Raw genomic sequence first — 14,167 nt, forward strand, 5'->3', positions numbered from 1 at the left:
ATCAGCCCCGAATCATTACCTGACACACCACTATCGCGAGCAGGCTCACTCCTGCACTTATTGCTCTTTGATTCCTGATCAAGCTCGTATAGGGTGGCGTTTTTACCCACCAGGGAGTTGGCCATGCTGCGTCTGAGCGCGCTTTATCGTTACCCGTTGAAATCCGGCAAAGTCGATGTGCTGCAAAATGTTGAACTCGACAAGCTGGGTCTTGATGGCGACCGACGCTGGATGCTCGTGGACGAAGCCAGCGGGCGCTTCCTGACCCAGCGCGCCGAAGCGAAGATGAGTCAATTGTCGGCCCTGTGGAATGCGCAGGGCGGCCTGACCCTCAGTGCGCCACAACAGTCCTCCATCGATATCGCCTTGCCGGGCAACGACGCCGAACTGCGCGGCGTGACGATCTGGCGTGACACCTTGCGCGTGCCGGATGCCGGCGATGAGGCGGCGCGTTGGGTCAGTGATTTCATCGGCAAACCGACCCGTCTGGTGCAGGTGCCGCTGGATCGCGCCCGCACCACCCAGGCAGGCGTTGGCAAGGATGACGATCAGGTCGCGTTCGCCGACGGATTTCCCTTGTTGTTGATCGGCGAGGCCTCGCTGCAGGATCTTTCGCAAAAGGTCGGACGATCATTGGAGATGCTGCGTTTTCGCCCAAACCTGGTGATTGAAGGCAGTGAGGCTTATGCCGAAGACCGTTGGAAGCGCATTCGCATTGGCGATGTCGAATTCCGCGTGGTCAAGCCGTGTTCGCGCTGCATCCTCACCACCATCGACCCGCAAACCGGTGAGCGCAGTGCCGATCGCGAGCCACTGGCCACCTTGCAGAAGTATCGTGCCGAAGCTGATGGCGCGATGTTCGGGCAGAATCTGGTCAACGACAGCAACGGTCGACTCGAAGTCGGCATGCCGGTGGAGATTCTTGAGTAATCCGCCACTGAAACGAAAAATGCCCGCGTCCTTGGACACGGGCATTTTTTTGTCACAGTGAAAACCGTGGGTTCAGCCGCGGTATTCGCACAGGTAAGCAGTGTCGACGGCGACTTTCAGCTGAAACTTGCTGTTGGCCGGAACGTTGAACTGGCTGCCAGCGGCGAAGGTTTCCCAGTCGCTGCTGTCAGGCAGTTTGACCGTCAGTGCGCCGGACACCACGTGCATGATTTCACGCTGAGCGGTGCCGAATTCGTATTCGCCCGGGGCCATGACGCCAATGGTCGCCGGACCTTCAGCGGTGCCAAAGGCGATCGACTTGACGGTGCCGTCGAAGTACTCGTTGACTTTAAACATGGGCGATTCCTCGAAAAGGGTCAGAAATGGGAGGCGGCCAGTATGCACAAGGCTTTTCGCGCCGTCACCTGCCCGGCGCCTGTCCGCTGAGTTCTCGAATCGACCCTAGAGTGGCAAAACCAGTGGCAACAGGCGCGCGGTGTTGCGCGCATCCTCCAGCGCCCTATGTTGCTGACCGCTGAACTGCATGCCGGCCAGTTGCAGCGCGCCGTTGAGGCCCAGCGGCCGCTCCAGGCGTCGGGCCTTGGCGAAGCGTTGTTTGAGGTTCATGTGCGGCACTCGGCTCAAGCCGCTGTCGATGTGCAGGCGCTGCCATTCCTGCAGCAATTGCTTGCGGTCGTAATCACCCCAACTGGCCCAGCCTTCGAGGCGTGTCTGGTGTTGCGCGAGCCAGCGTTCGAATGCCGGCCAGACTTCGTTTAGCGGCTGTGCCGAGTCGATATTGGCCTGGGTGATGTGGGTCAGTTCACGACAGAAAGGCGTAAGCAAAGGCCGTCGCGTCGGTTTGACGAAACGCTGGAAGTGATCCTGCTCGCGCCCGGCGCGATCGACCAGGGTGGCGCCGATCTCGATAATTTCCATTTCGGTGACCGGCCAGCCCCCCTCATCGGTGGTGGCTTCCAGATCTATGACCAGCCAGTGAGGCATCGCAGGGTTCCTGATTTCCGCGTTCTGATAACTCAGAGCGTAGTCAAAACCCGCATGGGTGTGTGGGCGACTACTCGACCTGCAACAGAACCTGACGATTTTTTACCTGATCGCCGACCTTGACCTGCACCCGCTTGAGCACGCCGTCGATGCCGGCCTTGAGCGGGTGCTCCATTTTCATTGCCTCCAGCACCACCAGCAACTGACCTTTGCTGACTGCACTGCCTTCGCTGACCAGTACGTCGACGATGGCACCGTCCATCGGCGCTTTCAAGGTGCCGGAACTGGCGCTGGTCTGACTGCCGATCACGGCATGAGTTCGATCCTCCAGGCACAAACTGCCGGGATGGGTGAACAACCAAAGCTGCCCCACATCGAGTCGATAGGCATGACGCTGGCGCAAACCGTCGATCTCCAGCGTCACTGACTGTGCATCATGGTTGATGAGTTTCAATTCGAGCGTGCGTTCGGCTACCCGCACGTTGAACACGTCTTGCGCTCGCGCGAGCAGTTGCACGGTCCAGGTCTGATCGTCGAGGCCGAGGCGATAATGCAGCGGCACATTGGCGTTGTTGCGCCAGCCGTTAAGTGGCGCACGGTGGCTGCGGGCGCTGGTTTGATAGAAAAGCACCGTTGCGATCGCCAGCTCCTCGGCATCCGGAATGTAGCGGTGCAGGCAAGGGTGATCGCTAAAGTGCTCGGCGATGAAGTTGGTACTGAATTCGCCGCTGATGAACTGCGGATGTTGCAACAGGCAGGCGAGCAGGCGCTGATTGCTGTGCACGCCCAATAACACTGTGTCCTGCACCGCGCGCAACAGGTTGCGTCGGGCCTCTTCGCGCGTGGCGCCAGAGGCGATCAGTTTGCCCAGCATCGGGTCGTAAAACGGGCTGACCGCTTGCCCTTCCAGCAAACCATGATCGATTCGCGCACCTTGCTTGAGTGCCGGCTCCCAGGCCTGAACACGGCCGGTTTGCGGGAGAAAGTCTTGTGCAGGATCCTCGGCGTAAAGCCGCACCTCCATGGCATGTCCGCTGAGCTGGACTTGCTCTTGAGTCAGCGGCAATGGTTGTCCCTCGGCAACGAGCAATTGCCACGCAACCAGATCCAGCCCGGTGATCAATTCAGTCACGGGGTGCTCGACTTGCAGGCGGGTGTTCATCTCCAGAAAGTAGAACTGTCCGCGCGCATCGAGCAGAAATTCCACGGTACCGGCGCCGACATAGTTCACGGCGCGCCCGGCCTGCAAGGCCGCTTCCCCCATGGCTTGCCGCAACTCGGCGGTCATAACCGGGCAAGGCGCTTCCTCGATGACTTTCTGATGGCGACGCTGGATCGAGCAATCGCGTTCGCCGAGGTAGATCAGGTTGCCGTGTTGATCGCCGAACAGCTGCACTTCGACATGCCGAGGTTCGATCAGGGCCTGTTCGAGGATCAACTCGTCACTGCCAAAACCGTTCAATGCTTCGGAACGCGCGGTGCGCAGTTGCGCCGGCAAATCAGCCGCGTTGTGCAACAGACGCATGCCGCGCCCGCCACCGCCGGCGCTGGCCTTAATCATCAGTGGGTAGCCGATGCGCTCGGCTTCCCGCAGCAGGGTCGCATCGTCCTGTTCGGCGCCTTGATAACCAGCGATGCAGGGCACACCCGCTTCGAGCATGGCGATTTTCGAGCGGCGTTTGCTGCCCATCAATTCGATGGCTTCGACGCTGGGGCCGATGAAGATCAGTCCGGCCTGCTCACAGGCGCGGGCGAACTCGGCATTTTCCGAGAGAAAACCGTAGCCGGGATGGATCGCGTCGGCGCCGCTGCGGCGAGCAGCGTCGAGGATCGCAGGGATGTTGAGGTACGACTGCTGCACCGGCGACGGGCCAATGCGAACCGCTTGATCGGCCATTTGCACGTGCAGGGCATCGGCGTCGGCGTCGGAGAAAACGGCGACGGTGCGGTAGCCCAAGGCTTGGGCGGTGCGCTGGATGCGGCAGGCGATTTCACCGCGGTTGGCGATCAGGATTTTGTGGAGGGCGGGCATGGTGATCTTCCTGAGTATTTGGCGGTGGATTGGCTGGCCTCTTCGCGAGCAAGCTCGCTCCCACAGGAATTTGCATCGTTCACAAAACCTGTGGGAGCGAGCCTGCTCGCGAAGCTTTTAGCTGGCCCACCGCGGTTTACGCTTTTGCACGAAAGCCATGGTGCCCTCGATCCCCTCGTCGCCAGTCACTGCTTCGCTGAACCACTGCGCGGCCTCATCGAGCAATTCGCTAGACGGCTGCCCGGCACTGGCCAACAACAATTTCTTGGTCATGGCATTCGCTTCCGGCGCGCAACACAGCACGTGTTGCAACACCTCATCCAAGCGCTCGGCGAGTGCTTGCGCATCCTGCTCGACAAAATGCACCAGCCCCAGGCGCCGTGCCTGATGCCCATCGAAACGCGCCGCCGTGAGCGCCAATCGGCGAGTTTCGGTCAGGCCGATGCGCTGCACCACAAACGGCGCAATCTGCGCCGGCAGCAAGCCGAGACTGGTTTCCGGCAGGCCGAATTGCGCCTGATGGTCGGCAATCGCGATGTCACTGACACACGCCAGCCCGAAACCGCCGCCGAGCACCGCGCCCTGCAACACAGTGATCAGCACTTGCGGCGCGTGCTGTGCTTCTTCCAGCAGGGCGCCGAACGCGCGATTCAGATCGCGATAAGCCTCGGTACCCTGAGCACGGGCACTGGCCATGTCCTTGATGTCGCCACCGGCACAGAAATGCCCGCCGGCACCGCTGAGCACCATGGCCCTAACCGCACGGTCATCACGCACAGCCGCCAGCACCGCGCGCAGTTCACTGACCATCTGCAGGCTCATCGCGTTACGACTGTCCGGCCGATGGAGGGTGACGTGCAGCACGCCACCGTGCAGTTCCAGCAACAGCGTCTGGCATTGCGGCAGGCTGCTCATTTCTTTTTCCCCGGGAGGATGCCCATCAGTTTGCAGATGATCCCCAGCATGATTTCGTCGGCGCCGCCGCCGATCGATACCAGCCGCACATCGCGGTAGGCGCGGGCCACCGGGTTGTCCCACATGAAGCCCATGCCGCCCCAATATTGCAGGCAACTGTCACTGACTTCGCGGCCCAGACGCCCGGCCTTGAGTTTGGCCATCGACGCCAGCCGCGTGACGTCCTGGCCTTTTACATATTGCTCGGTGGCCTGGTAGACCAGCGCGCGCAGGCATTCGATTTCGGTCTGCAATTCGGCGAGACGGAAGTGGATGACCTGATTGTCGATCAGCGCATTGCCGAAGGTTTTGCGCTCCTTGCAGTACTCGATGGTGCTGTCGACGCAATATTCCAGGCCTTTGATCATGTTCGCCGCGCCGAACAGACGTTCTTCCTGAAACTGCAGCATCTGCATCATGAACCCGGCGCCTTCATGGCCAATGCGATTGCGCTGCGGCACGCGGACGTTGTCGAAAAACACCTGGGCGGTTTCCGAGCTGCGCATGCCGAGCTTGTCCAGGTGCGAGCTGAGGCTGATCCCCGGGGTGTTCATCGGCACCATGATCAGCGATTTGTTGATGTGCGGTTTGTCGTCCGAGGTGTTGGCCAGCAGGCAGATGAAATCGGCGCTCGGCGAGTTGGTGATCCACATCTTGCTGCCGTTGATCACATAGTCGTCGCCGTCCTTGCGCGCGGTGGTTTTCAGTCCGGCGACGTCCGAACCGGCGCCGACTTCGGAGACCCCGATGCAGCCGACCTGCTCGCCAGTGATCGCCGGGCGCAGGAATTCTTCGCGCAGTTCATCGGAGCCGAAGCGGGCGAGGGCCGGGGTGCACATATCGGTCTGCACGCCGATCGACATCGGAATGCCGCCGCAATGGATGGTGCCGAACTCTTCGGCAGCGACAATCGAATAGCTGTAGTCGAGGCCCATGCCGCCGAATTTTTCCGGCTTGGAAATCCCCAGCAAACCGAGGTCGCCGGCTTGGCGGAAAATCTCGTGAATGGGAAAGCGCCCGGCCTTTTCCCATTCTTCGACGTGCGGATTGATCTCGTGCTCGACGAATTGGCGGACGGTACGGCGCAGGGCTTCGTGTTCCGGGGTGAAGATCATTGTTATTGTTCTCCGTAGGATCCGTGGCGGTCAGAACCGGCTGACGCCGAAGCTGTTGGGTTGCAGCGTGCGGATGTCGGCCTCGTGGCAGATGTCCAGCAGATAACCGAGCAGAGTGCGCGTGTCGCGGGGGTCGATCAGCCCGTCGTCCCACAGGTTGGCGCTGCCATAGAGCGCGGTGGACTGGCTGTCGAGTTTCTGCGCCGTGACCTGTTCGAGCATGTCGAGCATCTTCGGATCCGGCGTCAGACCGTCCTTGAGTTGCTTGGCTTCGGTGACGATGCGCAGCACTTTGCCGGCCTGGGCGCCGCCCATTACCGCGGTGCGGCTGTTCGGCCAGGCGAAGATGAAGCGTGGATCGAGACCGCGGCCGCACATCGCATAATTGCCGGCGCCGTAGGAACCGCCGACGACCATCGTCAGTTTAGGCACCCGCGCATTGGCCACCGCTTGAATCAGTTTCGAGCCATGTTTGATCACCCCTTGCTGCTCGGATTCGGTGCCGACCATGAAGCCGGTGGTGTTGTGGAAAAACAGCAGCGGCGTCTGGCTCTGGTCGCACAGTTGAATGAATTGCGCGGCTTTGCTCGCACCATTGGGCGTGATCGGGCCGTTGTTGCCGATGAAACCGCAGGCGCGGCCCTGAATCTTCAATTGACCGCAAACAGTCTGCTGATCGAACTCACCCTTGAATTCGACGAAGCAGGATTCGTCGGCAATGCGCGCGATGATTTCGCGTACGTCGTAAGGCTTTTTCGGATCGTCGGGGATCAAGCCGAGCAATTCATCGATGGGGTAGAGCGGTTCTTTGTATTGCGGCTCCGGCAGCCACGGCAGTTGCTCGTTCCACGGCAACATACGCAGGATTTCACGGACCTGACGCACGCCATCGGCATCGTTTTCCGCGAGGTATTCAGCCGTGCCGGCGACCTGTGCGTGCATCTCGGCACCGCCCAGCTCTTCATCGGTGGCGACTTCGCCGGTCGCGGCTTTTAGCAGCGGCGGGCCGGCGAGAAACAGTTTGGCCTTGCCGCGCACCACCACGACGTAATCCGACAGTCCCGGCTGATAAGCGCCGCCCGCCGTGGCCGAGCCGTGCACCACGGTGATCTGCGGCAAACCCATTGCCGACATCCGCGCCTGATTGGCAAAACTGCGTGCGCCTTCGACAAAAATCTCGGCGGCGTAATTGAGGTTGGCGCCGCCGCTTTCGGCCAGGGTGATCACCGGGAGTTTGTTTTCCTGGGCGATCTGTTGCAGGCGCAGGGATTTTTTCAGGCCGGTGGGCGAGATCGTCCCGCCCTTGATCGCGCTGTTGTTGGCGACCACCATAGCGCGGATGCCGCAGACGTATCCGATGCCCGCAATCAAACCGCCACCGGCCGAGCTGCCATCCTTGTCGTCGTGCAATTTGTAGCCGGCGAGGCTGGCCAGTTCGAGAAACGGCGCACCGGGATCGAGCAATAGATTCAACCGCTCACGCGGAAGCAATTGCCCGCGCTTGTCGAATCTGGCTTCGGCTTCGGCGGCTTTGTTCAGCAGGTTCTGTTCCAGTTGCTGGACATGTTCGATGGCCGCGAGCATGGCCGCGCGGTTGCGGGCGAAGTCCTCGCTGTGCGGGTCGAGTTGGGACTGGATCTGCGGCATGGCTTACTCCTTGTCCTTGAGCACGTCGGGTAGATACGCGCGGTGGAAACCGTTGAACGACTCGCTGTGGGTCGCCTTGTGCAACGGCCATGCACGGCTGCCGAGGCTGGCCGCACCGTCGATTTTCAAGGTGCTGCCACTGATAAACGCGGCTGCCGGGCTCAGCAAAAACACAATCGCCGCACTGACTTCCGACTCGGTGCCGATGCGTTTGAGTGGCACGTGTTCGCGCAGGGTGGGGATAACTGCCTTGAACGCGCCTTCGTACGTGTCCATGCCGCTGGAGGCAATCCAGCCTGGCGCCACCGCGTTGACTCGCACGCCGGCATAACCCCATTCGAATGCGGCAGTCTTGGTGAAGTTGTCCATCCCCGAACGCGCCGCGCCGGAGTGCCCCATGCCGGGCATGCCGCCCCACATGTCGGCGAGCATGTTGACGATGCTGCCGCCGTGTTTGCTCATCGACTGGTTGAACACTTCCCGCGCCATCAGAAAACCGCCGACCAGGTTTGTGCGCAGCACGGTTTCGAAGCCTTTCTGATTGATCGAGGCCAAGGGCGACGGGTACTGACCGCCGGCATTGTTGACCAGACCGTGGATCGGTCCGTGTTCAGCAATCAGTTCGCTGACCCGTTGTTTCACCGCTTCTTCATCACGGATATCGCAAGCCATCCAGTGCGCAAGGCCACCGTCCTCGGCGATTTCGGTGGCGACCTTTTGCAGTTTCTCCGGCTTGCGCCCGACCAGCAGCACGTTGGCCCCCAGGGCTGCCAGTTCATGAGCGGTGCAACGCCCGATGCCGCTGCCGCCGCCGGTGACGATGATGGTCTGGCCGCTGAACAGATTGGCCGTGAAAATCGACGCGTAAGCCATGCAAACCATCCTCTAGTCGAGCTGTTCGGCGATGCTTTGTGGCACCGGGATCTGGATTTCCAATAGTTGCTGGGCGAAGGCTTTGCCTTGTGGATCAATGCGCAGACTGGCCACGCCGCCACCACCGAGGGCGTTTTCCAGGAGGAAGTTGAGGCTGTGGGTGCCGGGCAGATACCAGCGTTCGACCCGGCCATGAATCGGGTCGAGCACGTGGCTCATCCAGTCGACGATGACGGCCGGGGTCAGCGCCTCGGCGATCCACGGCAGGTATTCGGGGTTGCGCGGCATCACGCCGATGTTGCTGTGGTTGCCTTTGTCACCGGAGCGCGCGACGGCCAGTTTGACCAGCGGGACACTGGCATCGGCACGGCCCTGGGGTTTGGGCGGCTGATGGGGCAGGGGCAAATCCGCGCTATCGAGTGCGCTGAGCGAGGGCAGGGTACAAGGATAGCGTTCACCGGCCATATCGATCTGCACGGTGCAGGCGTTTTTATCGATCAGGAATGAGAACAGACGAATCAGCGGGTACACCGTTGGCCGCCCGCCGACAATGCCGGTCAGCCCCGGAGCCATGCCGGTGGCGGCCTGGGCGATTTCCCGGGAGAACAGCAGCAGTGCTTGTTTGCTGGGGTGGCGTACGGCGAGTTTGATCACCACTTCACGGCTGTCGGGGCGCTGGCCGTGGGGGCCGTAGGTGGCTTCGCTGCCGAGCAGTTCGATGTTGGTTTCGCTGTAGGGCGCCCAACCGCGCAGGCTGAACATCTCCGAGGTCTTGTCGATGATCGCCTGACTGACCCGGCGCGCCTTGTCCACGGCATCGATGCCGGCGATCAGGCAACTGGCGGTGCACCGAAATCCGTCCGGGTAGGTGGCGCTGACTTTGTATTTGTCGCTCGGCGGCAGGCCTTTGGCGCCGTGGACGTGCACGGCATTCTTGCCTTGTTGCTGAAGTTTGACTTCGGTGAAATCGCAGACCACATCGGGCAACAGATAAGCCTGGGGATCGCCGATTTCATACAGCATCTGTTCGCCGACGGTTAGCGCGGTGACCAGTCCGCCGCTGCCTTCAGGCTTGCTGACGATGAATTGGCTGTCGGCGCTGACTTCAACGATCGGAAAGCCGATGTGCTGGTAATCCGGTACTTCGCGCCAATCGGTGAAATTGCCGCCGGTGCATTGCGCGCCGCATTCGATGATGTGCCCGGCCAGCGCGGCCTGGGCGAGTTTGTCATAGTCGTGCCATGACCAGCCGAATTCATGCACCAGTGCCGCACTGACCACGGCGCTGTCGACGACGCGCCCGGTGATGACAATGTCGGCGCCCAGGCGCAGCGCTTCGACGATTCCCGGCGCGCCGAGGTAGGCGTTGGTCGACAGGCACATCGGCGGCAGCGGGGCGGCGCTGAACATTTCGCTGATGCCGCTGAGTTGTTTGAATTGTGGTTGCAGATCATCGCCGAGCAACACGGCGATTTTCAGCGGCACACCGGCCTGGTCGCACGCGGCTTGCAGGGCGGCGGCGCAGGCTTGCGGATTGACCCCGCCGGCATTGCTGATCACACGGATGTTCTGCGCGGCCAGTTGTGGCAGCAGCGGTGCGAGGATGTCGATGAAGTCATTGGCGAACCCGGCCTGCGGGTCTTTCATGCGAGCACCGGCCATGATCGACATTGTGATCTCGGCGAGGTAGTCAAATACCAGATAGTCCAGCCTGCCGCCTTCCACGAGCTGAGCGGCGGCGGTGGACGTATCTCCCCAGAATGCACTGGCGCATCCGATGCGAACGGTGGTGGGCATTTTTATCTCCGACTCAGCAACCTGCGACAGAAGTGTCTGGAGGCTACCAAGCAAGCGCTTGGTTTGTAAACAGTTGAAACTATCTTCTGCCCAAGCGCTTGCTTGGTTGCCGCTGGCGGCTTAAATTGCGCGCAACCCTGCGGTTTCAGGGGGCAACAGACTGATCGACTGTAGGAGAGAACGGGTGGACGAGCAAAAAGCCCTGAGGGTCATGCGCGATTTGGTCGATCAAGGCCAGTTGACCGACCCCGATAGCGCCCGTGGCAAATTGCTGCAAGTGGCCGCTCACCTGTTCCGCAACAAAGGCTATGAACGCACCACGGTGCGCGATCTGGCCGGTGCCGTCGGCATTCAGTCGGGAAGCATTTTTCATCACTTCAAAAGCAAGGATGAAATCCTGCGCGCGGTGATGGAAGAAACCATCCGCTATAACACCGCGTTGATGCGTGCAGCGCTTGCTGACGCGACCAATGTGCGCGAGCGCGTACTGGCGCTGATTCGCTGCGAATTGCAGTCGATCATGGGCGGCAGTGGCGAGGCCATGGCGGTGCTGGTCTATGAGTGGCGCTCGCTGTCCGAGGACGGTCAGGCCAAGGTGCTGGCATTGCGCGATGTTTACGAAGACATCTGGCTGCAAGTGCTGGGTGAAGCCAAAGACGCGGGGTTTATCCGTGGCGATGTATTTATTACTCGACGTTTCCTCACCGGCGCACTGTCGTGGACGACCACCTGGTTCCGTGCCGGCGGCAGTTTGAGCCTCGATCAGCTGGCCGATGAGGCGTTGATTCTGGTCCTCGAAGCGCGTTGAAGCACTTTCTATCCGGCCGGGAAACTGGCTAACTGGGCGAAACCGCCTAGCTTGAATGCATTGATCGGTATTTTTTCGGGGAGTGGGGTGTTTTGAAGTCTTCGCCAATTCGGACGGCCGCGGGGTTGATACTCGTAGCGCTGGCTGCATTTTGGGTATTGCCCGCTCAGGCAGCGCAATTGGTCCGGGTCGGCGCGGCGCATTTTCCGCCCTACACCGTTCGCCCGGAAAACGGTGCCGACACAGGTCTTCTGCCGCAGTTGGTCGAAGCCCTCAATCGTTTGCAAAGCGACTATCAGTTTGTCCTGGTGCCCACCTCGATTCCGCGGCGCTTCGGTGATTTCAAGCAGGGCCGGATTGACATGGCGATTTTCGAGAACCCCGACTGGGGCTGGAAGGAAATTCCCCACACGGATGTCGACATGGGCCTTGAGGATGCGGAGATTTTCGTCGCACAACGCGAAGAGGGCCGTCAGCAGAACTATTTCGCCGAGCTCACCGGCAAACGCCTGGCACTGTTCAGCGGTTATCACTACGAATTCGCCAACTTCAACGCCGACCCCAAATACCTCGCACAGAATTACAGCGCTTCGCTGACGTATTCTCACGACAGCAACCTGCTGATGGTGCTGCGCGGTCGCGCCGATATTGCCTTGGTGACCCGTTCCTATCTGTTCGATTACCTGTTGCGTAATGAAAAGGTGCGCGACGAGCTGCTGGTGTCTCAGCGCATTGATCAGGTCTATCACCACTACGCCATTCTTCGCCCGACGGCGCCCATCACCGGCGTCGCGTTTGCAAAGCTGCTGCAGGGGCTGCGTGACAACGGTGAAATGCTGAAGATTTTCGAACCCTACAAGATTGCCGTGGTGCCGGTAACCCGGCATTGATGCGGCGATTTCCCATCAGGGCCTAAATTTCCCTGTTCGGCTCACGTCACATCGTTGAACTGTCGACGATTATCGTGAGCCTGCCCCATGTCCTATCTGAATGACCTGACTGCCCTGGCTTTGCCTTCGGGCAGTCAACTGATTGCTGATGCCAGCGAAAGCCGTCTGAGCCTGAGCCTGGACGGACAACCGCTGATTCGCTTGCGTCTTGATCGGGAGGCCAAGGGGCCGATCCAGATCGATGAACGCTTTGCGCTGCCGCCCGGGCAGGCGCTGTGGGCAGCCTGTTACTGGCTGTTTGCGCGGGATCCATCGTGTCAGCAACTCGTCTGGCAACTGGATCAGCCACCGACCGAAGCCTTGCTCAGTGGCTTGCTGGTGAGCACCGATGTGGCTGGCGAATATCGCTGCGAACGCACGCTGTTCTGGCAACTGCCGCAACCCTGGCTCGGCACTTCACTGACCGGCAACTATCCGCAGCAAATGGTCATCAGCCACGGCAAGCGGCATCCGCTGCGGCCGGTCAAACCGCGCGGTGAAGTGTACCGGCGTTTCGATGCGCGCCTTGGCGCGTGGATTTCCCTGCGCACTGTTGAGATCGAAGACGACCTGCCGCGCTTCAACCGCTGGCAGAACAGCCCGCGCGTTGCCAGTTTCTGGCAGGAGGAGGGCAGCCTCGAGAAGCACCGCGAATACCTGAACACGCTGGATGCCGATCCGCACACGCTGACTTTGATTGGCTGTTTCGATGATCAGCCGTTCGCCTATTTCGAAGCGTATTGGGCCAAGGAAGATCGCATCGCGCCGTTTTACGATGCCGACAATTACGATCGCGGTATTCACATGCTGGTGGGCGAGGAAGATCATCGTGGCCCGCACAAAGTGGCGAGCTGGTTATCGGCGCTGGTGCATTACCTGTTTCTCGATGATCCGCGCACTCAGCGGGTGGTCGCCGAGCCCCGGGCCGACAACGCGAAGATGATCGGGCATATGCACAATCAGTGCTTCCACTGCGAGAAAGAGTTCGACTTCCCGCACAAGCGCGCGGCGCTGATGATGCTGGGGCGTGAGCGGTTTTTTGAGCGGTGCAAGTTGGCGTGATGACCTGGCTTCAGGATTTCTGTGATCTTGAGGCCGCCTTCGCGAGCAGGCTCGCTCCCACATGGGTCTTGTGGCACTCACAAATTCCATGTGGGAGCGAGCCTGCTCGCGAATGGCTTGACGCCCAATTCAGAACTTAACGACGACCGACAGCCACTGCCTCCCGACGACTGCCCGATACTTTGCGGCAGTGCACCAGCGCATCACGAATCATGAAGTTGACCAGGGTTGGCGAGACGCCGAGTTCCTTGGCGATGTCCTTTTGCGGCACGCCATGCAGACGGTACATCTCGAACGCATAACGCGTGCGGCTGGGCAGCTCGGTCAGCGCGTCGGCGATGTTTTCCAGGGTCGAGAAGTTGATGTGCGAAGTTTCCGGCGAAGCACCCTGGATGACCACATTCAGCCCTTCCTCTTCAGGGCCGGAGTACTTCAGCTCAAGCGCCTGTTTGCGGTAGTGATCGATGGCGAGGTTGCGCACGATCTGGAACAGATAACTCAGTTGAGCCTTGATCGACGACGTGATCGGTGGCGCCGATTGCAGTCGGAAAAACGCATCCTGCACCACGTCCTCGGCGCGCGAGCGGCAGCCGGTTATACGGGCTGCAATCTTGACCAGAATCAGTCGATTGTCGACGAATGCCTGAAGTAGCGGTGAATCGCACCTGCTTGTGGATACTTGTTCCGTCATGGAAATCACCTTGCTGCCAAATAGGTTAGTGGGACGCCTTGGGGGAGGGGGCCGTCCTACACATCGAGCGACAAATTATGTTGAATGATAATGATTGTCAATTGAGAAGGAGAAGTAATGCGCTACAAAGGTGCGTTCTGAGAACTGCGACACGCCGCCGCACCCCGGCCCCATTGGCGCTCCCCTGCGCCGACTAATTATTTCAAGACGTCATCCGTTCTCATTGGTGAATGGTTCCGGTGCACAACCCCGGCCAGACAGCATTCCGAAGCCTTGCGCGGTCGGCACAGACCGCGTCCTGCATGCCCTTCGAAGGGCGTGACG

13 protein-coding genes are annotated in these 14,167 nt (G+C 60.5%); 4 read left to right on the forward strand and 9 right to left on the reverse strand.

Going from position 1 to position 14,167, the window contains the following annotated elements; all coding sequences use genetic code 11:
• Positions 1 to 123: 123 nt before the first annotated feature.
• Entirely contained in the window at positions 124 to 930 is an 807-nt protein-coding gene (locus ACM6IV_RS23920) for an MOSC domain-containing protein (protein WP_414871914.1), read from the forward strand.
• Positions 931 to 1,002: 72 nt separating this feature from the next.
• Here ACM6IV_RS23920 and ACM6IV_RS23925 read toward each other — a convergent pair whose 3' ends face one another.
• The 8 genes from ACM6IV_RS23925 to ACM6IV_RS23960 form a co-directional block, all read right to left on the reverse strand.
• Positions 1,003 to 1,287, reverse strand: coding sequence for a pyrimidine/purine nucleoside phosphorylase (locus tag ACM6IV_RS23925; protein ID WP_003226701.1), 285 nt, complete (start codon positions 1,285 to 1,287; stop codon positions 1,003 to 1,005).
• 105 nt (positions 1,288 to 1,392) lie between these two features.
• A complete protein-coding gene (locus ACM6IV_RS23930) occupies positions 1,393 to 1,935 on the reverse strand; it encodes an exonuclease domain-containing protein (RefSeq protein WP_414871915.1) in 543 nt (180 codons plus the stop codon).
• A 70-nt stretch (positions 1,936 to 2,005) separates the two neighbouring features.
• Positions 2,006 to 3,967: an acetyl/propionyl/methylcrotonyl-CoA carboxylase subunit alpha gene (locus ACM6IV_RS23935; protein ID WP_414871916.1), complete on the reverse strand. Its 1,962-nt coding sequence runs from the start codon at positions 3,965 to 3,967 to the stop codon at positions 2,006 to 2,008.
• Positions 3,968 to 4,084: 117 nt separating this feature from the next.
• A complete protein-coding gene (locus ACM6IV_RS23940; protein ID WP_414871917.1) occupies positions 4,085 to 4,882 on the reverse strand; it encodes an enoyl-CoA hydratase/isomerase family protein in 798 nt (265 codons plus the stop codon).
• On the reverse strand, positions 4,879 to 6,036 hold the full coding sequence (atuD, locus tag ACM6IV_RS23945) for a citronellyl-CoA dehydrogenase (RefSeq protein ID WP_414871918.1): 1,158 nt from the start codon (positions 6,034 to 6,036) through the stop codon (positions 4,879 to 4,881). The genes ACM6IV_RS23940 and atuD overlap by 4 nt, the downstream gene beginning before the upstream one ends.
• Positions 6,037 to 6,066: 30 nt before the next feature.
• Entirely contained in the window at positions 6,067 to 7,683 is a 1,617-nt protein-coding gene (gene atuC, locus ACM6IV_RS23950; protein ID WP_414871919.1) for a geranyl-CoA carboxylase subunit beta, read from the reverse strand.
• Positions 7,684 to 7,686: 3 nt separating this feature from the next.
• Positions 7,687 to 8,556, reverse strand: a complete 870-nt coding sequence (locus tag ACM6IV_RS23955; RefSeq protein WP_414871920.1) for an SDR family oxidoreductase — start codon at positions 8,554 to 8,556, stop codon at positions 7,687 to 7,689.
• Positions 8,557 to 8,568: 12 nt separating this feature from the next.
• Positions 8,569 to 10,353: an acyclic terpene utilization AtuA family protein gene (locus tag ACM6IV_RS23960; RefSeq protein WP_414871921.1), complete on the reverse strand. Its 1,785-nt coding sequence runs from the start codon at positions 10,351 to 10,353 to the stop codon at positions 8,569 to 8,571.
• A gap of 184 nt (positions 10,354 to 10,537) precedes the next feature.
• Here ACM6IV_RS23960 and ACM6IV_RS23965 point away from each other — a divergent pair, with 184 nt between their 5' ends.
• From ACM6IV_RS23965 to ACM6IV_RS23975, 3 genes are all read left to right on the forward strand, one after another.
• Entirely contained in the window at positions 10,538 to 11,161 is a 624-nt protein-coding gene (locus ACM6IV_RS23965) for a TetR/AcrR family transcriptional regulator (RefSeq protein ID WP_414871922.1), read from the forward strand.
• 92 nt (positions 11,162 to 11,253) lie between these two features.
• A complete protein-coding gene (locus tag ACM6IV_RS23970; RefSeq protein WP_414871923.1) occupies positions 11,254 to 12,051 on the forward strand; it encodes a substrate-binding periplasmic protein in 798 nt (265 codons plus the stop codon).
• 87 nt (positions 12,052 to 12,138) lie between these two features.
• A complete protein-coding gene (locus ACM6IV_RS23975; RefSeq protein ID WP_414871924.1) occupies positions 12,139 to 13,152 on the forward strand; it encodes a GNAT family N-acetyltransferase in 1,014 nt (337 codons plus the stop codon).
• A gap of 136 nt (positions 13,153 to 13,288) precedes the next feature.
• Here the strand turns inward: ACM6IV_RS23975 and ACM6IV_RS23980 are convergent, their stop codons facing one another.
• Complete coding sequence (locus ACM6IV_RS23980; RefSeq protein WP_414871925.1) at positions 13,289 to 13,843, reverse strand: RNA polymerase factor sigma-70; 555 nt, start codon at positions 13,841 to 13,843, stop codon at positions 13,289 to 13,291.
• Positions 13,844 to 14,167 lie beyond the last annotated feature (324 nt).

Source organism: Pseudomonas sp. IT-347P, from assembly GCF_949768005.1.
Lineage (GTDB): Bacteria > Pseudomonadota > Gammaproteobacteria > Pseudomonadales > Pseudomonadaceae > Aquipseudomonas.

Coding starts and splice junctions, on each gene's coding strand:
- atuC (WP_414871919.1), bottom strand. CDS start 7,683: ATGCCGCAGATCCAGTCCCAACTCGACCCGCACAGCGAGGACTTCGCC.
- ACM6IV_RS23925 (WP_003226701.1), bottom strand. CDS start 1,287: ATGTTTAAAGTCAACGAGTACTTCGACGGCACCGTCAAGTCGATCGCC.
- atuD (WP_414871918.1), bottom strand. CDS start 6,036: ATGATCTTCACCCCGGAACACGAAGCCCTGCGCCGTACCGTCCGCCAA.
- ACM6IV_RS23975 (WP_414871924.1), top strand. CDS start 12,139: ATGTCCTATCTGAATGACCTGACTGCCCTGGCTTTGCCTTCGGGCAGT.
- ACM6IV_RS23940 (WP_414871917.1), bottom strand. CDS start 4,882: ATGAGCAGCCTGCCGCAATGCCAGACGCTGTTGCTGGAACTGCACGGT.
- ACM6IV_RS23980 (WP_414871925.1), bottom strand. CDS start 13,843: ATGACGGAACAAGTATCCACAAGCAGGTGCGATTCACCGCTACTTCAG.
- ACM6IV_RS23935 (WP_414871916.1), bottom strand. CDS start 3,967: ATGCCCGCCCTCCACAAAATCCTGATCGCCAACCGCGGTGAAATCGCC.
- ACM6IV_RS23920 (WP_414871914.1), top strand. CDS start 124: ATGCTGCGTCTGAGCGCGCTTTATCGTTACCCGTTGAAATCCGGCAAA.
- ACM6IV_RS23930 (WP_414871915.1), bottom strand. CDS start 1,935: ATGCCTCACTGGCTGGTCATAGATCTGGAAGCCACCACCGATGAGGGG.
- ACM6IV_RS23955 (WP_414871920.1), bottom strand. CDS start 8,556: ATGGCTTACGCGTCGATTTTCACGGCCAATCTGTTCAGCGGCCAGACC.
- ACM6IV_RS23960 (WP_414871921.1), bottom strand. CDS start 10,353: ATGCCCACCACCGTTCGCATCGGATGCGCCAGTGCATTCTGGGGAGAT.